The following is a 21,687-nucleotide window of genomic DNA, read 5'->3' on the forward strand; positions in this document are numbered from 1 at the left end:
CCGGCCCGCACCCGAAAGTTGTTGGGCCGGCGGGGCTGACGGCGACCGCCACCAGCCCCGCCCCGGTCCGCTCGACACTCAACCCCATTGCCCCCAGCCGAATCCGGCGAGCAGAACCGCGAACCCACCGATCTCCCCGGCGATGAGCAGCACCATCGAGATGTGCATGCCGAGGCTGGGGCGCTCGAACTGATTCGTGGTGTCCCGCCGGACACCGTGGACGATGTAGCTCACGATCGCTGCGAGGAAGAAGAAGACCAGAACCATCGCAGCGGTCAGGTTGACCCAACCCGGCCAGGCGCTGAGCTCGACGAAAACCGCCGTCAGCAGTGTTGCGGACGCGTAGAGCAGCGACGCACGATGAGCGATGTCGACATACGGATGTGCGACATGCGACTCGGAGGTCACCATCTGCCGGTACTTCCACACTCCGAGCGTCAGGGCCAGCAGGAAGATCAAACCGGCCGCGAGCAAGGTCACGGCGGTGGCACTACCCACCACCGGCACAGTGCGATCCACGATGTTCCGTCAGGCCACGGCGAGCAGTCGGCGCAGCTCCTCGCGGCCGCTGTCATCGAGGGGCAGCAGGGGCAGCCGCGGCACTCCGACACCCTGACCCAACAGCTCGAGCCCGCCCTTGACCGTGGTGGGCAGGCCACCGGCCACGATGAACTCCAACAGCGGGCGCAGGTCCTGGTACAACTCCTCGGCCCGGGCCTGGTCCCCAGCACGGATCGCCTCGTAGAGAGCCAGGCAGGGCTCCGGGCGCAGGTTCGGCGCCGCGGTGCACCATCCCTTCGCTCCCGCGTTGAAAGCCTTGAGCGCCAACGGGTTGTTGCCGTTGTAGAACGGCAACCGGCCATCGCTCAACTCGGCGATCCGGTGCATCCGCGACAGGTCGCCGGTGGATTCCTTGACCATGGTGACGTTGTCGATGTCGTTGAACATCTGGACCAACAGTTCGGGCTGCATGTCGATGCCACTGGTGGCGGGGTTGTTGTAGACCATGATGGGAATGCCGATCGCCGCCCCGATCGCCGCGTAGTGCTGGGCGATCTCCCGTTCGGACAGTTTCCAGTACGAGATCGGCAGCACCATCACCGCGTCCGCACCGGACCGCTCGGCGTACTGGGCGCGGCGAATGGTGTTGGCGGTGGTCAGATCTGATGCGCCGATGATGACAGGTACCCGGCGGTCGACCACGCCGATCGTGGTGTCGATGACGGTGTCGAACTCGGCCTCGGTGAGATAGGCCGACTCACCGGTGCTGCCGAGTGGGACGATCCCGTGCGCGCCCCCGGTGACCAGCCGGTCGACCAGGGCTGCGAGCTTGCCGGTGTCGATCTGGTGGTCCGGCGTGAACGGCGTCACCGGATAGGCGAGAATTCCGTGGATTTCGGTGTTGGAGGGCATCGTGGTGTCCTTTTCGTGTAGTTGTGGGCTGGTCGGACGGATCAACTGGTCAGCGCGTCGGGATGGTTGCGGAGCGCCCGGCGGGCGTAATAGGCGAAATTGGCCTGGCTGCGCTTGGGCCGCAACGTCCAGTCGTGAGCCTCACGCGCCAACCGGGGCGGCAGGTCGGCGATCGTTCCGGCCGCCATGGCGGCCAGCTGCAGCTTGGCGCCGCGCTCGATCAGCATCGCCAGCGAGCACGATTCCTCGATGCTGGCCCCGGCGATCACGTGGCCGTGGTGGGCCAGCAGGATGGCCTTCTTGTCCCCCAGTGCGGCACTGATGATCTCGCCTTCTTCGTTGCCCACCGGAACGCCGGGCCAGTCAGCCAGGAAGGCGCAATCGTCGTACAGCGGGGCGATGTCCATCTGCGACACCTGCAACGGAACTTCGAGCATCGACAGTGCGGCGACGTGGAACGGGTGGGTGTGCACAATGCACTGCACGTCGGGCCGCGCGCGGTAGATCCAGCTGTGGAACCGGTTGGCGGGGTTCGCCATCCCTCCGCCTTCGAGAACGTTGAGATCCTCGTCGACGAGCAGCAGGTTGTCTTCGGTGATCTCATCGAAACCCAGCCCGAGGCGTTGGGTGTAGTACGTGCCCGGCTCCTCGGCACGTGCGGTGATCTGGCCGGCCAGGCCCGAGTCGTGGCCGGCGTCGAACAACGCCCGGCACGTCAAGGCCAGCTTCTGCCGCGTCGACAGCGTGGACTCCTCGATATGGGTGGACAACCCATCGAGCGCACGCTGCATCAGAACCTGTTTCGAATCACCAAGCGTGGTGGTCATCTCGGCATTCCTTTCCGTGTTGAGGGACCGGAGACACAACACGAACTGTAGGACACCTTGTGTCCTCTCGTCAACCGTTGTGAACTGGCCGAAATATTCCGCGTGATTAATCACGTTTCCGTCAGGACACTTTGTGTCCTAAGATTGGGCTGCAGATCGAACCATCGAAGAAGGAGTGAAAAGCCATGAAGCACATCGCCACATCCACGGGGTTAGCGATCGGCGCGATCACGAGCTGGCTCACGGTGGGGGCCGCCGTCGGCACCGCCGCCCCCACCGGCCCATCGGCAGCCGAAACGATCGCGCGCCTACAGGCCGACGGCAAGCGGGTGATCGTCAACAAGGTCGGCAACGGCCCACTCAGCGAGTGCACCGTGAGCAACGTCCGCACGGTCGTGGTCCGCCCTCAGGCGAAGACGGTCACCATCCACGGCCTACCGGATTTCGAACCGATCCCCACGGTGCACGTGAACCTCACATGCTGACGGTCCGCCGCCGGAGCCCGGAGCGCGCGCCGTCAGCGATTACGGCCGTACTCGGTGTGGGTGATCACCAGAACCTCACTGGGCGTGCTTCCCCGCTGCCGAAGTTGGTGCGGCAGAGAGGCGTCGAAATAGGCGCAGTCACCGGGCTCCAGGACGACCAACTCGTCCTGGTACCGCAGCTCCACGGTGCCGGCATGGACGAACACCAACTCCTGCCCGGCGTGTTCGGGGTGGGGATGGTCGGCGAACTTGAGTGTCGGCCGGACGATGAACGGCGACATCGTCTTTCCGAGCATTCCCGCGGCCACCGCTTGATACCGGCTGGTCCCCCGCTCGCCGGCGCGGTCGACGGCCAACGTCGTGACCGCCGGATCCTCGGAGAACAACTGCGCGACATCGACCTCGAGCGCGCGGGCCAGCTTCATCGCGACCGCGATCGACGGGGTGGAACGCTGCCGTTCGACCTTCGACAGGTAGCTCTTGGTCAATCCGGTTGCCTCGGCGAGCTGTTCGAGCGTCATACCGCGCTGTTGACGTACAGCGCGCAACAGGGCACTCATCACACCTCCCGCAACAGGCGAACGAACGACATGGCCACATGGTCCCATATGACAGCCGGTGTCATATGGTCGACATTCCGACCGCTAGCCACCGGTGGCGGTGACCAACGCCCACAACTTGTCTGCACCCGCCTGGGTGGCGTAGTCGGTCAGGACCTGGTCCCAGTGGGCCACCGAGCCGTACTCCGAACGCCAGGCCAGCGCGGGCATGGTGAACTCGTGCAGGCGGTGTTCCCGGGTGGTGCCGATCGCGCCGTGCACCTGGTGTGCGTTGCGCACCACCACCGAGGCGGCGTGACCGGCACAGGAACGCGCCACGGCGACAAGGAAATCCAGCTGCGACGCGGACCATTCCGTGCGCAGCGCCTCGGCCAGTGCCCCGTCGGTGGCGGCCCGTGCCAGCGCCGATTCGGCGGCGATGTCGGCAACCAGGTTCTGCACCGCCTGGAACTTCGCCAACGGCCGGCCGAACTGGATGCGTTCGCCGGCGTGGACCACCGACAGCGCCACGATCCGGTCCAGAACGGCGCACACCTGCACCGCGCGCACCAGCGCGGTGCGGCGGGTGAACTGTGCGATCACGGTGTCGGGCACCGAAGTGCCGGTCAATCCCGAGACGTCGGCATGAACGTCGTCGCGAGGTTCGCCCGCGCTGTTGCGGCCCGCCGTCACCGTCAGCGACGTGGTGTCGACATCGGCGACCCGGTAGCCGGTACCGGCCGGCCACAGCACGACCACCCGCTGGGAGTCCGCGGCCCACGGCACCGCACGGGCCACGCCGTCGCCGTCGAGCAGACAGGCCGTGCGGCGAGCATCGTCGACCGGAAGCCCAACGGTCTCCAACAACCAGCACGCCAGTAGATCGTGTTCGGCCAACGGGACCCTCACCCCGTGCCAGGCGGCCGCCCGCAGCAACTCGACCGCCTCGGCCCACCCCGCGCCGCTGCCGCCGGACTCCTCGGACCCGGTGAGCCGGACCAGACCGAGTTCACCCAACTGGTCCCATAATTCGTCCACCGCCTCCCCGGGCGCGTGCGCTTCGCGGTGCGCGGCGAACACCGCCGACATCATCTCGACCAGTTCGGCGTCGACACTCATCTCAACCCCAGTCCCCTCGCAATGACACCCCGCAACACCTCATTGGTGCCGCCACGCAGAGTGAAACCGGGACGTTGCACGACGGCGTCGTCCACCATCGCCCGGTATCCCTCGTCACCGGCATCCCCGAGCACGTCGGCGAAATCGGCGATGTCCCCCTCGGTGGACGTGCCGAGCACCTTGACCACCGCGGCCGCGGTATCGGCCGGTTCATGCCGCTCCAGCGCGCCGGCCACCGCCATCGACATCTGGTGCAGGCCCGTGATGCGACCGAGGTAACGCCCCAGATCCGGGTGGCGTGGCAGTGATCCGTCATTCATGTGCGAGGCCATCTCGGCCAGCACCGGAAACGTAGAAAGGAAGCGCTCGGGACCGCTGCGTTCGAAGCTGAGCTCCGAGGTGACCTGCTGCCAGCCGTTGCCGATGGTGCCGAACACCATGGCATCGGGCACGAACACCTCATCGAGGATCACCTCGTTGAAGTGGTGTTTGCCGTTCATCGAGATGATGGGCCGGATGTCGACGCCGGGGGCACGCAGATCGACGATGAACTGACTGAGGCCGTCGTGCCGGTGGGCCGGATCCACCGGCGCGGTACGCGCCAGGCAGATGAACGCATGTGCCAGATGCGCGCCCGAAGTCCACACCTTCGTGCCGGTGACCGCCCAGCCGCCGTCGACCGGCGCCGCCTTGGTGCGCACGCTGGCCAGGTCCGACCCGGAATCCGGCTCGCTCATCCCGATACCGAAGTAGCACTCGCCTTTCGCAATGGCGGGCAAGAACTTTCGGCGCTGCTCCTCCGTGCCGTACTTCAGCAGCGACGGGACGATCTGGCGGTCGGCGATCCAGTGCGCACCCACCGGCGCGCCCGCCGCCAACAGCTCCTCGGTGACCACGAAACGTTCCTGGTGGCTGCGGCCGTGCCCGCCGTAGGAGACGGGAACCGTCATCCCCAGCCACCCACGAGCGGCCAGCGCCTTGCTGAACTCCTCGTCCCAACCGGTCAGCCAACTGTCGGCGTACCGGCCGATCTTGCCCGCCTGCTGCTGCTCGGCGACAAACCGGCGCACCTCCAACCGCAACTCGTCGAGCAGATGCGGGTCGCCTGCCACCGGCGGCACCAATCGGGTCATGTTCAGCTCCGTCCCACTGCGGATTAGCAACTTACCGCCGGTCGGCGGAGACCTGCGTCACCGCCGGGCATGGACGACGCCTGGGCTACGTTAGATGCACTATGACTGCTACACCGACCGCCCTGACCATGTACACCACCACATGGTGCGGCTACTGCAGGCGGCTCAAGACCGCGCTGAAGGCAGAAGGCATCGAGTGGACCGAGGTCGACATCGAGCAGGATCCGGCCGCAGCCGAGTTCGTCGGTTCCGTCAACGGCGGCAACCACGTGGTGCCGACCGTGAAGTTCGCCGACGGGTCGACGCTGACCAACCCGACCATCAAGCAGGTCAAGGCCAAGCTCGGCTGACGACGTCCCGGCGTGCGGCCCCGGTCAGTCCAGGGCCGCCCAGGATTCGATGATCTCGCGGGCGATCGAGATCGACCCCGGCAACAACAGCCGCGACGGCGATTCGCCGTCGAGCGCGCTCCAGTCACCCTGATCCAGCGCCTCCCGGACCTCGGCCCGGGTGAACCAGTCGGCCTCGGCGATCTCGCCGTCATTGAACGAGAACGGCTGCTCCGGGTCGCCGATGGCGTGGAACCCGACCATGAGTGACCGCGGGAACGGCCACGGCTGGCTGCCCAGATACTGCACGTCGGTGACCGTGAGGCCGATCTCCTCGGCGATCTCACGCACCACGCAGGTCTCGAACGATTCGCCTGCCTCGACGAATCCGGCCAGGATCGAGAACAACCGCTCCGGCCACAGCGTCTGCCGGGCCAGGACCGCGCGGTCGTAGCCGTCATGCACCAGGCAGATCACCGCGGGGTCGATCCGCGGGAATTCCTCATGCCCGGTCAGCGGGTCGACCCGCGACCAACCGCCCTTCGCCGATTTCGTCGCCGCACCGTCCACCGCGCTGAACCGGGCCCGGTCATGCCAGTTCAGCAACGCCGTCGCGGTGGCCACCAGTTGGGCGCTGACGTCGTCGAAGACGTCCCCGGCGCGGCGCAGATCGAGCACCTCGGTCGGCGCATCCGGATCCTCGGGCGCCTCCAGCGCACTGCGGACACCCCAGACATGACGCCCGTCGCCGAGCCGGCCCAGGAACACCGCGTGCTCCGGCGGCTTGTCGGCGGCCAGGGCGGAGGCCTTGCCGAGCACCACCTGACCACCCGAGATCAGCACCTGGTTGCGCCGGTCGACGCGCAGCAGCAGGGCGTCCTTCCAGCCCTCGGTCGCGGCGTCGACGTCGGTGCGCAGGGCATCGGCCCGGTCAGCGCCGACCCGCGACAGCAGAGGAACGTTCCGCAGGCCGAAACTGAGGCGACGCGGACTCATCGCTCGGCGTCCGCGCTGCGGATGTAGAGCAGCCGGTCACCGGCCTCCAGCGCGTCGACCTCCGGTGCATCCACCCGCACCAGACGGCCCTCCCGCACGACGCCGAGCACGATGTCGTGCAGATGCCGCGGCGAGCCGCCCTCCTCCTTGGGGGTGACCTCCCGTTCGGCGATGGCGAACCCGGCGTCCGGCGTCAGCAGGTCCTCCATCATCTCCACCACGCTGGGGGTCTGGGTCGCGATGCCCAGCAGCCGGCCGGCGGTCTCCGACGACACCACCGTGGAGTCCGCGCCGGACTGCTTGAGCAGATGCAGGTTGTCCGATTCCCGCACGGCGGCGATGATCTTGGCCTTCGGCGCCAATTCCCGCGCGGTCAGTGTCACCAGCACGGCACTCGCATCGTTGTCCGCGGCCACGATGATCGACTTGGCGTGCTGAGCACCGGCCAGCCGCAACACCGAAGAATTGGTGGCGTCGCCGTGCACCGTGACCAGTCCCGCGCCCTTGGCGCGTTCCAGCGCGGCGGCGTCCTCGTCGACGACCACGATGTCGGCCGGGGAGACCTCATCCCCGACCATCGCGGCAACCGCCGTTCGGCCCTTGGTGCCGTATCCGACGACGACGGTGTGGTTACGCACTTTGTTCCTCCATCGCTGAATCTTCAGCGCCTGCCGGGATTGGGTGGTCAGGGTTTCCACGGTGGTACCGATGAGCACGATCAGGAACGCCACCCGCAGCGGCGTGATGACCAGGACGTTGACCAGCCGCGCCGAATCGGTGTATGGCGTGATGTCGCCGTAGCCGGTCGTCGACAGCGACACCGTGGCGTAGTACAGGCAATCCAGGAACGACAGCGGGTTGTTCTCATCCGGGAGGCTGTCGACGTCGCGGTACCCGTACCGGTCCGCGTAGACGATGAGCACCGCGGCGAACAACGCCGCCAACGCGTACAGCACCCGCATGAAGATCTTGCGTGCCGGGCTGACGAACGGTTCGGGGATGCGCAGAACATCGACCAGCGCGGCATCCGGGCGCGAAGTCAGGTTCGAGTCGATCGCGGCGAGCCGGCGCCGCAGCCTGCCTTTAGCCACGCGACCCCATCATCGAGCAAAGCACCCCGGGGCGTGCCGGGATCGTTCCGATCAGACGCACGCCACAATGTAACCATGACCGCACCCGAGGCTCAGCGGATCTCCGCCGCACCCGCCGCCCGACGCATGGCGGCCCTGCTCCTGGGCATGGGCACCCTGCATTTCGTGGCGCCCAAACCCTTCGACACCATCATCCCGGCCGAGCTGCCCGGCAGCCCGCGCTTCTACACCTATGCCTCCGGCGTCGGCGAGCTGGCCACCGGCGCGCTGCTCGCCGCGCCTCGCACCCGACGGTTGGGGGCGCTGGCCGCGGTGGCTCTCTTCCTCGCCGTGTTCCCCGGCAACCTGAACATGGTCCGGCTGTGGTGGGACAAACCGTGGCCGATGCGGATCGTCGCGATCGCCCGGCTGCCGTTGCAGATCCCGATGATCACCTCCGCACTTCGGGTGTACCGCAACTCCTGACCCAGCCGTCAGAACGCCTGGGCACCAACGTGTTCAAATCGGCGATCAGCCGACGTCGCTGTCGGTGCCACCCGCCGCGGTGGCCGACGGATCGGTGAGCAGGGCGACGATCTCGTCCTCCCCGGGCAGCCACTCGGGGCTGATGGTCTGCCCCGATCGCACGTAGTGGAACGCCGCCCACACGGATTCCGGAGCGCAGCCGCGCAGCGCGGCCCAGGCCAGGCGGTACACCGCGAGCTGAACCGAAGCCTGGGCCAAGGCTTCCGGCGTCGTCGGTGGCTCGCCGGTTTTCCAGTCCACGACGGTGGTGGTGCCGTCGTCGTGCGCGAACACCGCGTCGATGCGGCCGCGGACGATGGTGGTTCGGGCCTGCCCGATCACCATGTCGAACGGGACCTCCACCTCGATCGGGGTACGCGCCGCCCACGGAGACATGACGAACGCGTCCTGCAACTCGGACAGTTCGGCCGCCCCGGCGCGTCCGCTGTCGCTGTCCACCGCACCGGGCAGGTCATCGAGATCGAACAACCGCTCGGAGTGGAAGAACCGCTGCACCCATTCGTGGAAAGCGGTGCCCAGCAAGGCGTTCGGGTCCGGACGTTGGGGCAGCCGCCGGCGCAGACGCTGCAGGGCGGCCTGACGGTCACGACTCAGCTCCACCAGTGTGCTCACCGACAGCTGACCGGGTAGTTCAACCGGGGCAACCTGGGCGCCACGTTCCCGCTCGGCCAGAAGCGCATCGACGTCGGCCGCCCAGCCCTCCCGGTCGACCGCACCTGGCGCGTCGTCGTTACGGCCGTCGCCGCCTGCCAGTGCTTGCTCTTGTGCCTGCGTCACGAGCGCCGCTCCCCGGCCGACGTCGGACAGCCGGGCGGGCTCCGCGGGCCAGATCGCCTCGATCACCTTGTCCCGCAACGGGTTTATTTCACCGGCCGCCGGTTCGGCAGCCCACTGCTCGATCTGGCCGCACGGCCGGCCCTTAGCGTCGGCGTCCTCGATGATCGCCTTGATCTCGCACAGGAAGTCCGACGGCCCGCGCGGCTTGCTCTCGGTGGCGCCCCAGTGATNGGGTTGGCCCCCTGCGCCACCGCGCCGTGGTAGGTCCGGGCCAGATGGTCTGCCACCCAATCACGTTCGGTGTCGACATCGTTCAGCAAGGCGCACCGGATGGTGCCCGGCGCGGCGTCGGGCCGGGGGCGCAGCTCGTGCACGGACACCGAGCGCTGCCGCGCCTCTGCCGAGACGGCGTTGGCCAGGTGCAGGGCACTCGGCGGATTGCGCCAGCTGGTCCGCAGTTCCAGGGTCGGCGCCGGCGTGCCGTCCGCGTGCGGGAAGTCCGTGGTGAACCTCGGCAGGTTGGTCGCCGATGCGCCCCGCCAGCCATAGATGGACTGGATCGGATCGCCCACCGCGGTCAAGGCCAGCCCGTCGTCGACGCCTCCGCCGAACAGCGAGGACAACGCCACCCGCTGGGCGTGCCCGGTGTCCTGGTACTCGTCGAGCAGCACCACCCGGTACCGCTGCCGCAACTGTTCGCCGACCTGTGGGAAACTCGCCGCCAGCCGGGCCGCCGCCGACATCTGCATGCCGAAATCCATCACCTTGTCGGCCCGCATCCGCTGGTGCAGCGCGTCGATCAGGGGCACCAGCTCGGTGCGTTCGGTCTGGGTGGCCAGCATCTTCAGCAGCCACTGGCTCGGCCCGCGGTCGCGTTGGTAGGGCCCGGCCGGAAGGGTGTGCACCAGCCGCTCGAGCTCCACGTGGGTGTCGCGCAGCTGGTCGGTGTCCACCAGATGCTCGGCGAGTGCGCCGGCCAGCCGCAGCACCATGGCGGTGACCGCCGCCGGGGTCTTCTCGATGGCCAGCTCACCCGGATGCGCGCACACCACCTCGAAAGCCAGTTGCCACAGCTCGGTTTCGCTGAGCAGCCGGGTGTCGGGTTCGACCGGGAGCAGCAGGCCGTGCTCGCGCAGCAAGGTACCGGCGAACGCGTGATAGGTGCTGACCGTCGCTATCTCGTCGGCGTCACCGGTCACCGGCATCAGGCCGGTGCCTGCCAGCCTGGCCAACCGGGTGCGCACCCGGCGCAACAACTGGCCCGCGGNTGGCGCGTCGTCGTTACGGCCGTCGCCGCCTGCCAGTGCTTGCTCTTGTGCCTGCGTCACGAGCGCCGCTCCCCGGCCGACGTCGGACAGCCGGGCGGGCTCCGCGGGCCAGATCGCCTCGATCACCTTGTCCCGCAACGGGTTTATTTCACCGGCCGCCGGTTCGGCAGCCCACTGCTCGATCTGGCCGCACGGCCGGCCCTTAGCGTCGGCGTCCTCGATGATCGCCTTGATCTCGCACAGGAAGTCCGACGGCCCGCGCGGCTTGCTCTCGGTGGCGCCCCAGTGATGGCCGGAGATCAGCAAGGTGTCCTCGGACCGGGTGATCGCGACGTAGAGCAACCGGCGTTCCTCGTCGATGCGACGCTGGTCGAGGCTGCGCTTGTGGTCGGAGATCTTGTCCGACAGGATCTTCCGGTCGTTGATGTCGGAGGTGTCCAGGACCGGCACCCCCAACTCCGACTCCGTGGCCCGATCGCCGCGCAACAGCGGCGGCAGGTCNTAACGGCGCGGATTCACCTGCCATCTCGGCCAGCTCGGTGCAGAACGGCGACGGCAACAGCGATTCGTCGCCTCCGTCGCTGTCGACCGCGGTCACCAGCAGCCGGCGACGGGCCCGGCCCATGGCCGCCATCAACAAGCGTCGCTCCTCGGCGAGCAGCGGTGCCCTGGTCGACACCGCACGGTCGGCCGGCGCCGCCACACCGTCGAGGACGTCGACGAGATTCTGTGTTCCCAGGATGCCACCGCGCGGAATCGTGTTGGGCCACAAGCCCTCCTGGACGCCGGCGATCACCACGAAATCCCATTCCCGGCCCAGCGCGGCATGGGCGCTGAGCACCGACACGGCCTGGGCATGGGGGTCGGCATCCGATGCCGAGATCGACGTTCCCAGCGCCGCGACGTGGTCGACCAGACCACGCAGCGAGGCCCCCGCCGTGCGCGCCACGTATTGGTCGNAGCGCGGCGGACAGTTCGGCCGGGCTGTACCGCACAGTGGGCTGCACGGTGCCCGTCATGACCGGTCCCCGGTCGCCTGGGCCGGGCATGAGGACCGCACCGGGCAGTTAGAGCAGCCGTCGTTGACCCGGGCCACGAAATGCGGCCCGGCCGTGGCGGCCGCGGCGCTGCCCACGGCGCCCAGCCAGTCGGCACGGGTGTCGGGTGTCATCGGATCCTGTTCGCGTTCGGTGGCACCGGCTGCACCGGCCTTGCCCAGGTATACCAACCGCCCACCACCCGGTTGCGCCCCGTGCGGCAACAGGCCGGCCGCCACCGCGAGCTGGTAGGTGGCCAGCTGAGCGTGCTTCTGCGCATCGTCCTTGGTGACCGGGCTCTTGCCGGTCTTGAGGTCGACCACCACGAGCCGATCCGCCCGGTCCCGCTCGAGACGATCCAACCGGCCGCGCACCCGAACCCCCGGACCCTCGGACCCAGGTTCGACGATCACTCCGTCGACATCGATCTCGGTGGCCACCTCGGTCAGTTGGTCACGCGTGTCGGCCCGCCACCGGGTGAAGGTCTCCAGCATCGCCCGGTGCCGCGACAACTCATTGTCCGAATACCACTTGGCCTCGAAAGGTAGGTCTTCCCAGACCTTTTCCAGGTCGTTGATCAACTGGCTCTCGGTCTTGCCGGAATCGGAGACCAGCGCGTGCAGCAACGACCCCACCGTCGAACGGACGTCGCGGCCGTCGCTGCCGCCGTGCCGCTCCAGCAGCCACCGCAACGGGCAATCGGTGAGCATCTGCAGCGTCGACGGCGACAGGGTGACCACGTGTTCGGAGTCCGACCACAGCGGCTCCTCGGTGGACAGGGCGGTCATGCCGTGCCATTGCGACGGGTCGGCGCCAGGTACGCCGGCGGCGGCCAGCCTGGCCAATTGCGCTGCCGCACAGGCCCGGGACTCGTCGTCAACCGTGCCCTCCGGTGCGCACACCACGGCGCGCAGCCGGCCGACCACGGCCGAGGGCACCAACACCCGCGGCGCCGCCAGCGGCGGTAACGGCGCGGATTCACCTGCCATCTCGGCCAGCTCGGTGCAGAACGGCGACGGCAACAGCGATTCGTCGCCTCCGTCGCTGTCGACCGCGGTCACCAGCAGCCGGCGACGGGCCCGGCCCATGGCCGCCATCAACAAGCGTCGCTCCTCGGCGAGCAGCGGTGCCCTGGTCGACACCGCACGGTCGGCCGGCGCCGCCACACCGTCGAGGACGTCGACGAGATTCTGTGTTCCCAGGATGCCACCGCGCGGAATCGTGTTGGGCCACAAGCCCTCCTGGACGCCGGCGATCACCACGAAATCCCATTCCCGGCCCAGCGCGGCATGGGCGCTGAGCACCGACACGGCCTGGGCATGGGGGTCGGCATCCGATGCCGAGATCGACGTTCCCAGCGCCGCGACGTGGTCGACCAGACCACGCAGCGAGGCCCCCGCCGTGCGCGCCACGTATTGGTCGGCCACATCGAACAGCGCCGTCACCGCGTCCAGATCCCGGTCGGCCTGTGCCCCGATCGTGCCGCCGCGCTCGCTGGCGGCCAACCAGCGCGGCTGCAACCGGCAGGCGTTCCAGGCCTGCCACAGCGTGTAGCGCGGATCGGCGCCGTCACGCTCGCTACGGCGCGCGGCAGCCAGTACCGACCGCAACCGGCGCAGCGGCTTGGCATGTTCGGCCGACAGGCCGGCCGGTTCCGACTCGATCGCCGCGACCAACAGTTCGGTGAAATCCCGGGGCGGAGTGGAGCCGTCGGCGCGACGCAGCGCGCGGCGCAACTGACGCAGCGTCACCGGATCCACGCGTCCGATCGGGCCGGTGAGCAGCGCGACGGCACTGTCGCCGTCCAGGTGCCCGGCTGCCGTCGTCGCCAACACGGTCAACAGGGCCGCGACCGCGGGTTGTTGTGCGAGGCCGAGATCGGTGCCGGTGGCCTGCACCGGCACCCCGGCCGCGCTCAGCGCCCGGGCCAACCCCGCGCCGACCCGCGGAACGGACCGCACCACCACGGCCATCTCGGACCAGGGCACCCCGTCGACCAGATGCGCGCGCCGCAGCGCATCGGCGATGTAGGTGTTCTCGGCGTGTGGCGTGGCGGCCAGACGCACCTCCAGCGCACCCTCTCCGTGTTCGGGGTTGCCGTCCAACTGTCGGCCGGCGCCGACACCGGGCAGCCGGCGGGCGATGCCCGAGATCGCCGCGGCGATCGCGGGTGCGCAGCGGTGTGACCGGGTGAGGGTGATCGCGGGAGCATCCATNAGATGTGTATAAGATACGGTTCCGGGCGCCCCGCCGAACGGCCCAGCCGTTGCAGGGCTCGCGGATCCACCCCGCGCTCGGTGCAGCGGGCCATCAGGTCGCGCAGCTCGGTGGCGAAACCGGCGGTGCTCAACGCCGGCCACAGCTGCTCGGGCCAACCCACCGGTGAATTCGGGCCGTCCTCCAGGTCGCCGGCCAGCAGCTCGCGGATGATGCCGTCCTGTTCGGCGGTGGTGATCAGGCGCGGCGGCGGGTCACCGTTGCGCTGGGCGGCCAATCGCAGCAGTGCGAACGCATAGGAGTGCACGGTGCGCACCAGTGGCTCCCGCACGACACCGTGGGTGCCCGCCCCGAGCATCCTGGCGGTGATGGCGGCCCTGGCCTCGCCACGCAACCGGGCCGACCCGGTCAGCAGCAACACCGATTCGGGATCGGTGCCCGCGGTGATGTGCTCGACCGCGGTGCTGATCAGCAGTGAGCTCTTGCCCGTGCCGGGGCCGCCCAGCACCCGGACCACGCCGCCACGTCCCGGTGCCAGCAGCTCGGTGCCTGCCAGTGCGGATTCGACGTGTGGTGTGGTCATGGAAGGCATGACACCAGAGGGGACCGACAAGTAGCGGAGCGGATTGGAGCGAATGGGACCGACAAGTAGCGGAGCGGATTGAGCCCGCTTTAGCGCTATTGGCCGCACCGGCGCGGGAAGCCAGATACTTTCTGCAGTTGCCGTGTGTGACCGTGATACCGTTTTGGCCACAGACCAACGCTTTCTGGTGTACAGGTTCGGGGAAGTCGCGGAAGAGTTACGAGTGGAACCGGTGGCAGTGTCGACCGCTGCCGATCGAATTGATACGGCTGCTAAGGGTTTACGGCGACCGTGACATGATGCCCCATAGCGTCGAGCAGCACGCACAAATCCTCAGGGGCCTGCTCGACACCCCGCCCCAAGCCGGAGCCAGCAATACCCGCATGGCCCGAGGGCGCAGCATAGGCCGCATGAACGGATGCCCATGATGCTACGAATGGCCAGGAAAACCTTCGCCATTGTTACAGCAACAGCGTGTCTCTTGACCGGATGTTCCGGCCACCAAGAACCGTCTTCTGCCCCTGCGGTCGCAAAAAATATGTTCCCGAACTGGCCCAGTGATTTCAATGGTTTCCGGTTCCGATGGACAGCACAACCCGGGATAGACCTGCGTACCGGCCCCGCCATACCCGTGCGCGCCTACCTAGAATCCTATCGAATTGGATCGATGACAAAATCGTCACCGAATGTCTATCCCGGGTTTGAGCGGGCCCTGCCCGATCTTCTCGACCCTCGAGCCGGCAGTACTGAGGAGTGGCTCAATCTGCCATTGGAGGTGAGATGGATGATTCCCTCAAGCAATAGGAATCTCAATTACGTTGAGGGACCGTTCTTCGGCAACCATTACTTCCACATGATGGAACTCTCCCCGCTCACAGACGGCTACCTGGCCCACGTATGCGAGGGCAAATACAACGTCTTTGCCCCGGCCATCAAACAGCGTGAAAAATATGCCTCAGTGCTGAGTTCTCCGAGTGGCAAACTGGATGTCGTTAAGCTCGAACACTCGGTAACTCTGTGGCGGATTGAACTCAAGAACGGCGATGGTGCGACTGTTGGTATGCAACCTCAAACCGGCAGGAACCCCGCACCCATCGGTGACGTGTTCGGACATTGGAAAATTACCGGCGCCTCACCAGGAGGCTACTGGGGCCACGTCGGGAAACCCACCCACACGCCGCAAGATCCGGACTATGTCCACATGGAACAACAGTGCCGTGACGTCATGCCCCACAACACTGCGCAGCGAGCCCAGATCCTCGTGAGTGTTCTCGACACCCCACCCCAAGCCGAACCAGCAGTACCCGGATGGCCCGACAGCACAGTTTGACACCTCCGACCCGAACCGCCTGGGCCGCTTTACGCCACCGGCGCAACCAACGCCAAGAGCGCACGCGATCGCCAAGCCAGCACAATCTCGCCGGGCGCCCGACAAGTAGATCCCCACAAACCGTCAGCCCAACCTCCTGGCAGCATGAACGGATGCCCGCCGAGAAGTTGCATGTTCACCGCTACGGACCCGCCGAGCCACCCGGGCTACTGCTCATCCACGGGTTGACCGGACACGGCCAACGCTGGAAGACGCTGGCCGAGCAGCACCTGCCCGAGGTGGCCGTGCTCGCCCCCGATCTGCTCGGTCATGGTCGCTCGTCGTGGTCGGCGCCGTGGACGCTGGATGCCAACGTCGATGCCTTGGCGGCGCTGCTGGATCGCCCGACGCTGGTGGCCGGGCATTCGTTCGGTGGTGCGGTGGCGCTCAATCTCGCTGCGGCGCACCCGGATCTGGTCAGCGGCCTGGTGCTGCTGGACCCGGCGGTCGAGCTCGACGGCGAATGGATGCGTGAGATTGCAGACAGCATGATGGCTTCGCCCGATTACCCCGACCGCGCCGAGGCACGCGCCGAGAAGGCGAACGGTTCCTGGGGTGACGTGGCGCCGGCCGAGTTGGACCGCGACCTCGACGAGCATCTGATCGAACTGCCCGGCGGCCGCGTCGGGTGGCGCATCAGCATCCCGGCCATGATGTCCTATTGGAGCGAGCTGGCCCGCCCGGTTGCACTGCCGCGCAAGGGCACTCCGACGGTTCTGGTCCGTGCCACCCGCACCAGTCCGCCCTATGCGCGCGAGGGTCTGATCAGCGCTCTGCGTGGGCATCTGGGCCCGGATTTCACTCTGCTGGACTGGGATTGCGATCACATGGTGGCCCAGGCTAAACCCGGCGAGACGGCGAAGTTGCTTCTCGAGCAGCTGGGCTGACGATGCCTGCCGTCACCGAGGAGCAGGTGGAACTGGTGCGGGCATTGGTCGCCGCGATCCCGTCGGGGCGGGTCAGCACCTACGGCGACATTGCCCACGCCGCAGACCTTTCCAGCCCACGGATCGTCGGCTGGATCATGCGGACCGATTCGTCCGACCTGCCGTGGCACCGGGTGATCCCGGCATCGGGGCGCCCGGCCCCGCATCTGGCCACCCGGCAGTTGGAGCGGCTGCGCGCCGAAGGCGTGCTGGCCGTCGACGGCCGGGTGCGCCTGGCCGAGTATCGGCACACCTTCTAGCCGGAAAAGCTCAGAGGATCAGCCGGACCAGCGAGGCCGTGCGGGCCAGGCCAGGGAACGCCGCCGCGGTGGACCGCGGGTGCAGTGCATGCACGGCCAGCCGGAAGATCAACGCCCGCAACAACATCTGCGGCCATTCAGGGAGCGAATCCCACCGCTCGATCAGGCCGTCGTCGGCGTCACCCCACGACAGCGCGTCGACCACCACCACACCCGCGGCCCACGGCGCCGGACGCCAGTATGGGGTGATGTCGGTGATCCCCGGCGCGGCCGTGCCCGCGAAAAGCACTGTGCCGTAAAGGTCACCGTGGACCAGCTGGCTGGAGCTCTTGGTCGGCCTGCGCAGGGTCGCTAGCTGATTGATCAGCTCGACGGAGCGCTGGCCATCGGCCGATCCGGGCGAAACCCTGGCCCCGGGCGGCAGCGAATGGAGCGGACGGTCCTCCCAGGCAGCCCGGTCGGCAGCGATGAACACGTCGACGTCGGCCCACGGTGCCACCGGCGGTTGGGTGAGGAAACGTGGTCGCTCCAGCTTCGAGGTGGCCTCGTGCAAACGCACTGCCGCCGACACCACTTCGTCGTGCCGCGGTTCCGGCGTGCCCGCCACGAACGTGTCGGCCCGCCAGCCGGCCACCACATAGCGGCCGTCGGTCGAGCGCACCGGGCGCGCCAGGCGCACCCCGTCCACGAACAGCGATTCACGCACTTTGGCCGACCACGCCGCCCTGGCGTGATCGGGAACCATCGACATCACCACTTCGCCGCAGCGCCAGCCACCCTCCCAGCTCGAGCCGAGCGGTACCGGGCGCACCCCGGACAGGCCGAACGCCGCCAGCACATGTTCCGGCGGCCGTTCCACACTCACAGCCTCAGCCTAAGCGGTTAACCGGCTAACGAGCCGTCAGTACATCACCATGTCGGGTTCGAGTTGCTTGGCCCAGGCCACAATTCCGCCCTGCAGGTGCATCGCGTCGGAAAAACCGGCCTTCTTCACGATGGCGAGCACCTCGGCCGACCGGATGCCGGTCTTGCAATACAGCACCGGGGTTCGGTCCACCGGGAGTTTTGCCAGTGCGTCACCGGATTCGAACGTCGGCTTCGGAATGAGCTCGGCGCCCTCGATGTGATTGATATCCCACTCGACGGGTTCGCGGACGTCGATCAGCGCCAACGGCTTCCCGGAGTCGATCAGCTCCTTGAGCTCCAGCGGGGTGACCGTGGAATCCGCCGCGGCGGCCGCGGCTTCGTCCGACACCACACCGCAGAACGCCTCGTAGTCGATCAGCTCGGTGATCTTCGGCGTCGACGGATCCTTGCGGATCCGGATGGTGCGGTACGACATCTCCAGCGCGTCGTAGACCATCAAGCGGCCCAGCAGAGGCTCGCCGATACCGGTGATGAGCTTGATCGCCTCGGTGCCCATCACCGACGCGATCGAGGCGCACAGGATGCCCAGCACGCCACCCTCGGCGCACGACGGCACCATGCCCGGTGGCGGCGGCTCGGGGTAGAGATCGCGGTAGTTCAGGCCCAGTCCGTCCGGGGCGTCCTCCCAGAACACCGACACCTGGCCCTCGAACCGGTAGATCGACCCCCAGACGTAGGGTTTGCCGGCCAGTACGGCGGCGTCGTTCACCAGGTAGCGGGTGGCGAAGTTGTCGGTGCCGTCCAGGATCAGGTCGTACTGGCTGAACAGCTCCACGGCATTGTCGGGCTCCAACCGGAACTCGTGCAGATTGACCTGCACCAGCGGGTTGATCTCCAGGATCGATTCCTTGGCGCTCTGCGCCTTGGACTTCCCGATGTCGGATTGGCCGTGGATGATCTGGCGCTGCAGGTTGGACTCGTCGACCACGTCGAACTCGACGATGCCGATGGTGCCGACCCCGGCCGCGGCCAGGTAGAGCAGTGTCGGCGACCCGAGCCCGCCGGCCCCGATCACCAGCACCTTGGCATTCTTCAGCCGTTTCTGCCCGATCACGCCGACGTCCGGGATGATCAGGTGCCGGCTGTAGCGCGTCACCTCTTCACGGGTCAGCTCAGCGGCCGGCTCAACCAACGGCGGTAACGACACGTCCAAATTCGCGGACACCGGATGTCTCCTCAGTCTTTGTGGTCACTTCATCGTCCCAGCTGCTCGTACCCACAACGGTAATCCGGTGTCGATGCTTCCCACTCCCGGGCCACCACGACCGCGTGCCGGGAACCCGGACGTCGCGGCCTCGGCGCGCAGCGGGATCGTCACCGCGGCGGGCGCGGTCAGGCGATCGGGTAGGGCCAGGGATTGAATCTGCAGGTCAGGCCGTCGGCCTTGACGGTCTCCGGGTCGAATTTGGCCGCGTCGTCGTTGGACGTGGAGAAGGTCTGCTGCATCATGATCGGCGCCAGCTGCCCGTTGGCCTCGCAGGCCTCGTGCCGCTGATAGCCGATGGCGTGACCAACCTCATGGTTGATCAGGTACTGCCGGTAGGAGCCGATGTCTCCCTGGAAGGGCACCGCGCCGCGGACCCACCGCGCCTCGTTGACGAACACCCGGGGCTGATGCCCGTCGAAGGACGGGTTGTAACAGGACGCTTCCAGCTGGATGTCGTACCCGCAGCCCTCGCGCACGGTCATCGGGGAGGTCAGCGACACCCGGAAATCGGGCTCGACGCCGCTGCTCTCGTCCACCCGGGTGAAGGCGAACAGACCGTTGTGGGTCCAGCTCTTGGGGTTGGCGAGGGTCTCGCTGACCATGCGGGCGAATCCCTCGTCACCGCCGAACGAGGTGGTGTCGACGCCGTCCTCGACCTCGACGGTGTAGGTGAACGATTTCGTCGTGCCCTCGCCGACCTTGGGGGTGGTGCCTGGCACGATCCGCCAGGTCCGGTTGCCCGCCTCGGTGTACGCGCCACCTGCGGGCAGGATGCCGGTGGGCAGGCTGGCGTCGAACTGGGTCAGGCCCTTGGGCGGCGCACCGATGATCGCGGTGCCTGCCGCATCAATGGTGGGCGGGCCCTGCACGGGACCTTCCTCGTCCTGGGCGGAATGCGGCGCGCTCGTGCCGGTGATGGTCTGGTAGATCACCACCACGGTCAACACGATGAGCACGGGTAACGCGTATGCGCGCCAGCCGTAGGTCGACACGAAACGGCCGATCCACGTCTGCTTGCGCCAGTGCTGGTGGTCATCCCGGTTGGACCGGGCGCGCCCTGAATCGGAGGCAATCGGATCTCGCTGGGCGCGCAGCGGTTCCCGCCACTCGTTGCGCAGCGCCGGGACGCGGCCACCCCCGCGACGTCCCGGGTCGTAGGTCACCGGACCAGAATGGCACACGCTCCTGTGGATCGGATCGGAGCGCAGCGATGCCGTGACCGGGCCGGTGTCATTTCGAAACCCACGACGTTTCGCGACCCACCGCGCGACGGAAAGAGCGCGCGACGGTAGTAGTGTCGGTGCGATCAGCGGCTCGGATGAACATGTCCAAGTGCGCCAGAGCAATACAGATTGAGGACCTGATGAGCGATCTCGCCAACACCGCCGAGAGGAGAGGTGACAAGCCGGCGACCGGTGGCGGTCGGCGCGGCAATCGCCTGCCTCGTGACGAGCGGCGGGGCCAGCTCCTGGCGGCCGCCAGCGAGGTCTTCGTCGACCGGGGGTACCACGCCGCCGGGATGGACGAGATCGCCGAACGCGCAGGCGTGAGCAAACCGGTTCTCTATCAACACTTTTCGTCGAAGCTTGAGCTGTACCTGGCGGTACTGCAGCGCCACGTCGACAATCTGGTGTCCGGCGTGCGCCAGGCCCTGCGCACCACCACCGACAACCGGCAGCGGCTGCGCGCGGCGGTGGAGGCGTTCTTCGACTTCATCGAGCACGACAGCCAGGGCTACCGGCTGATCTTCGAGAACGACTATGTCAGCGAGCCACAGGTGGCGGCACAGGTGAAGGTCGCCACCGAGGCCTGCACGGATGCGGTGTTCGATCTGATCAGCCGCGATTCCGGCCTCGAGGCGCACCGCGCCAGGATGATCGCGGTCGGGTTGGTGGCCATCAGCGTCGACTCGGCGCGGTACTGGCTGACCAACGACCGGCCGATCGACCGGAACACCGCCGTGGATGGCACGGTGCAGTTCGCCTGGGGCGGACTGTCACACGTGCCACTCACCCGGTCCTGAGCTCAGGCGGATTCCGCCCCAACCCCGAAACCGACCCGGCGCACGTCGGCGGCGCCGATCTCGACGTAGGCGATCCGGCTGTTCTGCACCAGGAATCGCCGACCCTTCTCATCGGTCAGCGCCAGCACACCCGAGTCCTTGGCAAGTGCCTCGGTGACCTGCTGCTCCACCTCGCTGGGCGTCTGCGCGCTGTTGAAGGTCAGCTCGCGCGGGCTGTCCGTGACACCGATTTTGACCTCCACGCTGGACCCTTCTTTCTTTTCTCGCGTCGTTGTCGACTTCCCTGAGCAGGCTAGTAGACGTCGGCACTCGGCCGCCGCCAGCGGGGGCGGCACAGCGGTACGCCGTGCGCGAAACGCAGATATCGAACCGAGTCCTGACCGTGACCGACACACCCCACGCTCAACCTCATCCGTCACTTCTGCCTCGATAGCATCAGGGCCGACATTGGATGAGACGACTGGGACGGCAGCATGACCAGGCAATATTCGCCATACGACACCACGCCGACCGAGCGCTTCGGGGACCGCCCGTATGAGCCCGGCGGCTACGCCGGGTACGCCGGATACACGCCCGACTACCAAACCGACTACCGGTCGGACTACCGGTCCGACTACCCCGCCGATCCGGATGCCG

General features: G+C 67.6%; 19 protein-coding genes and 3 pseudogenes. 7 read left to right on the forward strand and 15 right to left on the reverse strand.

Annotated elements, in window-relative coordinates; genetic code table 11:
* Positions 1 to 78 precede the first annotated feature (78 nt).
* From BN4332_RS29530 to BN4332_RS29540, 3 genes are read right to left on the reverse strand one after another with little or no spacing between them, the layout of a single operon-like run.
* Positions 79 to 498: a hypothetical protein gene (locus BN4332_RS29530; RefSeq protein WP_066903410.1), complete on the reverse strand. Its 420-nt coding sequence runs from the start codon at positions 496 to 498 to the stop codon at positions 79 to 81.
* A 30-nt stretch (positions 499 to 528) separates the two neighbouring features.
* Entirely contained in the window at positions 529 to 1,413 is an 885-nt protein-coding gene (locus BN4332_RS29535) for a dihydrodipicolinate synthase family protein (protein ID WP_066903383.1), read from the reverse strand.
* A gap of 41 nt (positions 1,414 to 1,454) precedes the next feature.
* Entirely contained in the window at positions 1,455 to 2,240 is a 786-nt protein-coding gene (locus BN4332_RS29540; RefSeq protein ID WP_066903385.1) for an aldolase, read from the reverse strand.
* Positions 2,241 to 2,425: 185 nt separating this feature from the next.
* Here BN4332_RS29540 and BN4332_RS29545 point away from each other — a divergent pair, with 185 nt between their 5' ends.
* Entirely contained in the window at positions 2,426 to 2,725 is a 300-nt protein-coding gene (locus BN4332_RS29545) for a hypothetical protein (RefSeq protein WP_066903387.1), read from the forward strand.
* Between the two features lie 32 nt (positions 2,726 to 2,757).
* On the opposite strand, the gene BN4332_RS29550 is transcribed toward BN4332_RS29545, so the two are convergent.
* From BN4332_RS29550 to BN4332_RS29560, 3 genes are all read right to left on the reverse strand, one after another.
* On the reverse strand, positions 2,758 to 3,285 hold the full coding sequence (locus BN4332_RS29550) for a helix-turn-helix domain-containing protein (RefSeq protein WP_066903388.1): 528 nt from the start codon (positions 3,283 to 3,285) through the stop codon (positions 2,758 to 2,760).
* Between the two features lie 84 nt (positions 3,286 to 3,369).
* Entirely contained in the window at positions 3,370 to 4,383 is a 1,014-nt protein-coding gene (locus BN4332_RS29555) for an acyl-CoA dehydrogenase family protein (RefSeq protein ID WP_066903389.1), read from the reverse strand.
* Entirely contained in the window at positions 4,380 to 5,522 is a 1,143-nt protein-coding gene (locus tag BN4332_RS29560; RefSeq protein ID WP_066903412.1) for an acyl-CoA dehydrogenase family protein, read from the reverse strand. The genes BN4332_RS29555 and BN4332_RS29560 overlap by 4 nt, the downstream gene beginning before the upstream one ends.
* A gap of 95 nt (positions 5,523 to 5,617) precedes the next feature.
* Between BN4332_RS29560 and BN4332_RS29565 the strand changes: the two genes are divergently transcribed.
* Complete coding sequence (locus BN4332_RS29565; protein WP_066903390.1) at positions 5,618 to 5,866, forward strand: mycoredoxin; 249 nt, start codon at positions 5,618 to 5,620, stop codon at positions 5,864 to 5,866.
* Positions 5,867 to 5,890: 24 nt separating this feature from the next.
* On the opposite strand, the gene nudC is transcribed toward BN4332_RS29565, so the two are convergent.
* Entirely contained in the window at positions 5,891 to 6,841 is a 951-nt protein-coding gene (nudC, locus tag BN4332_RS29570; RefSeq protein ID WP_066903392.1) for an NAD(+) diphosphatase, read from the reverse strand.
* Entirely contained in the window at positions 6,838 to 7,932 is a 1,095-nt protein-coding gene (locus BN4332_RS29575) for a potassium channel family protein (RefSeq protein ID WP_066903394.1), read from the reverse strand. Before BN4332_RS29575 ends, nudC begins: the two co-directional genes overlap by 4 nt.
* 75 nt (positions 7,933 to 8,007) lie before the next feature.
* On the opposite strand from BN4332_RS29575, the gene BN4332_RS29580 reads away from it, so the two are divergent.
* A complete protein-coding gene (locus tag BN4332_RS29580) occupies positions 8,008 to 8,397 on the forward strand; it encodes a DoxX family protein (RefSeq protein ID WP_066903396.1) in 390 nt (129 codons plus the stop codon).
* Between the two features lie 81 nt (positions 8,398 to 8,478).
* On the opposite strand, the pseudogene BN4332_RS29585 reads toward BN4332_RS29580, so the two are convergent.
* The 3 pseudogenes from BN4332_RS29585 to BN4332_RS29595 form a co-directional block, all read right to left on the reverse strand.
* Positions 8,479 to 11,003: pseudogene (locus BN4332_RS29585) on the reverse strand (UvrD-helicase domain-containing protein); the annotation flags it as partial.
* Positions 10,990 to 11,460 (reverse strand): annotated as a pseudogene (locus BN4332_RS33085) (3'-5' exonuclease); the annotation flags it as partial. The pseudogenes BN4332_RS29585 and BN4332_RS33085, both read right to left, overlap by 14 nt.
* A gap of 57 nt (positions 11,461 to 11,517) precedes the next feature.
* Positions 11,518 to 14,339 (reverse strand): annotated as a pseudogene (locus BN4332_RS29595) (PD-(D/E)XK nuclease family protein).
* 436 nt (positions 14,340 to 14,775) lie between these two features.
* On the opposite strand from BN4332_RS29595, the gene BN4332_RS33415 reads away from it, so the two are divergent.
* The 3 genes from BN4332_RS33415 to BN4332_RS29605 all read left to right on the forward strand — a co-directional run bounded on the left by BN4332_RS33415 (position 14,776) and on the right by BN4332_RS29605 (position 16,894).
* Positions 14,776 to 15,669, forward strand: a complete 894-nt coding sequence (locus BN4332_RS33415) for a hypothetical protein (protein ID WP_160110954.1) — start codon at positions 14,776 to 14,778, stop codon at positions 15,667 to 15,669.
* Between the two features lie 152 nt (positions 15,670 to 15,821).
* On the forward strand, positions 15,822 to 16,595 hold the full coding sequence (locus BN4332_RS29600) for an alpha/beta hydrolase (RefSeq protein WP_066903401.1): 774 nt from the start codon (positions 15,822 to 15,824) through the stop codon (positions 16,593 to 16,595).
* 2 nt (positions 16,596 to 16,597) lie between these two features.
* Entirely contained in the window at positions 16,598 to 16,894 is a 297-nt protein-coding gene (locus BN4332_RS29605) for an MGMT family protein (protein WP_066903402.1), read from the forward strand.
* 10 nt (positions 16,895 to 16,904) lie between these two features.
* On the opposite strand, the gene BN4332_RS29610 is transcribed toward BN4332_RS29605, so the two are convergent.
* From BN4332_RS29610 to BN4332_RS29620, 3 genes are all read right to left on the reverse strand, one after another.
* On the reverse strand, positions 16,905 to 17,759 hold the full coding sequence (locus BN4332_RS29610; RefSeq protein WP_066903403.1) for a TIGR02569 family protein: 855 nt from the start codon (positions 17,757 to 17,759) through the stop codon (positions 16,905 to 16,907).
* 36 nt (positions 17,760 to 17,795) lie between these two features.
* Positions 17,796 to 18,974 carry an adenylyltransferase/sulfurtransferase MoeZ gene (moeZ, locus tag BN4332_RS29615; protein ID WP_200820470.1) on the reverse strand — a complete coding sequence of 393 codons (1,179 nt, stop codon included), beginning with the start codon at positions 18,972 to 18,974 and terminating at the stop codon, positions 17,796 to 17,798.
* 179 nt (positions 18,975 to 19,153) lie between these two features.
* Positions 19,154 to 20,191 carry a DUF3152 domain-containing protein gene (locus BN4332_RS29620; RefSeq protein WP_066903404.1) on the reverse strand — a complete coding sequence of 346 codons (1,038 nt, stop codon included), beginning with the start codon at positions 20,189 to 20,191 and terminating at the stop codon, positions 19,154 to 19,156.
* 200 nt (positions 20,192 to 20,391) lie between these two features.
* On the opposite strand from BN4332_RS29620, the gene fasR reads away from it, so the two are divergent.
* Positions 20,392 to 21,051, forward strand: coding sequence for an HTH-type transcriptional activator FasR (fasR, locus tag BN4332_RS29625; RefSeq protein WP_066903406.1), 660 nt, complete (start codon positions 20,392 to 20,394; stop codon positions 21,049 to 21,051).
* Positions 21,052 to 21,053: 2 nt separating this feature from the next.
* On the opposite strand, the gene BN4332_RS29630 is transcribed toward fasR, so the two are convergent.
* Positions 21,054 to 21,293, reverse strand: coding sequence for a DUF3107 domain-containing protein (locus BN4332_RS29630; RefSeq protein ID WP_066903408.1), 240 nt, complete (start codon positions 21,291 to 21,293; stop codon positions 21,054 to 21,056).
* Positions 21,294 to 21,687: the final 394 nt, after the last annotated feature.

The organism is Mycolicibacterium houstonense (assembly GCF_900078665.2).
Classification (GTDB): domain Bacteria; phylum Actinomycetota; class Actinomycetes; order Mycobacteriales; family Mycobacteriaceae; genus Mycobacterium; species Mycobacterium houstonense.

What these genes read in the sequence shown, in the direction of transcription:
- BN4332_RS29550 (WP_066903388.1), bottom strand. Translation starts at nt 3,285, where the DNA reads ATGAGTGCCCTGTTGCGCGCTGTACGTCAACAGCGCGGTATGACGCTC.
- BN4332_RS29600 (WP_066903401.1), top strand. Translation starts at nt 15,822, where the DNA reads ATGCCCGCCGAGAAGTTGCATGTTCACCGCTACGGACCCGCCGAGCCA.
- BN4332_RS29580 (WP_066903396.1), top strand. Translation starts at nt 8,008, where the DNA reads ATGACCGCACCCGAGGCTCAGCGGATCTCCGCCGCACCCGCCGCCCGA.
- BN4332_RS33415 (WP_160110954.1), top strand. Translation starts at nt 14,776, where the DNA reads ATGGCCAGGAAAACCTTCGCCATTGTTACAGCAACAGCGTGTCTCTTG.
- fasR (WP_066903406.1), top strand. Translation starts at nt 20,392, where the DNA reads ATGAGCGATCTCGCCAACACCGCCGAGAGGAGAGGTGACAAGCCGGCG.
- BN4332_RS29565 (WP_066903390.1), top strand. Translation starts at nt 5,618, where the DNA reads ATGACTGCTACACCGACCGCCCTGACCATGTACACCACCACATGGTGC.
- BN4332_RS29545 (WP_066903387.1), top strand. Translation starts at nt 2,426, where the DNA reads ATGAAGCACATCGCCACATCCACGGGGTTAGCGATCGGCGCGATCACG.
- nudC (WP_066903392.1), bottom strand. Translation starts at nt 6,841, where the DNA reads ATGAGTCCGCGTCGCCTCAGTTTCGGCCTGCGGAACGTTCCTCTGCTG.
- BN4332_RS29540 (WP_066903385.1), bottom strand. Translation starts at nt 2,240, where the DNA reads ATGACCACCACGCTTGGTGATTCGAAACAGGTTCTGATGCAGCGTGCG.
- BN4332_RS29555 (WP_066903389.1), bottom strand. Translation starts at nt 4,383, where the DNA reads ATGAGTGTCGACGCCGAACTGGTCGAGATGATGTCGGCGGTGTTCGCC.
- BN4332_RS29535 (WP_066903383.1), bottom strand. Translation starts at nt 1,413, where the DNA reads ATGCCCTCCAACACCGAAATCCACGGAATTCTCGCCTATCCGGTGACG.
- BN4332_RS29605 (WP_066903402.1), top strand. Translation starts at nt 16,598, where the DNA reads ATGCCTGCCGTCACCGAGGAGCAGGTGGAACTGGTGCGGGCATTGGTC.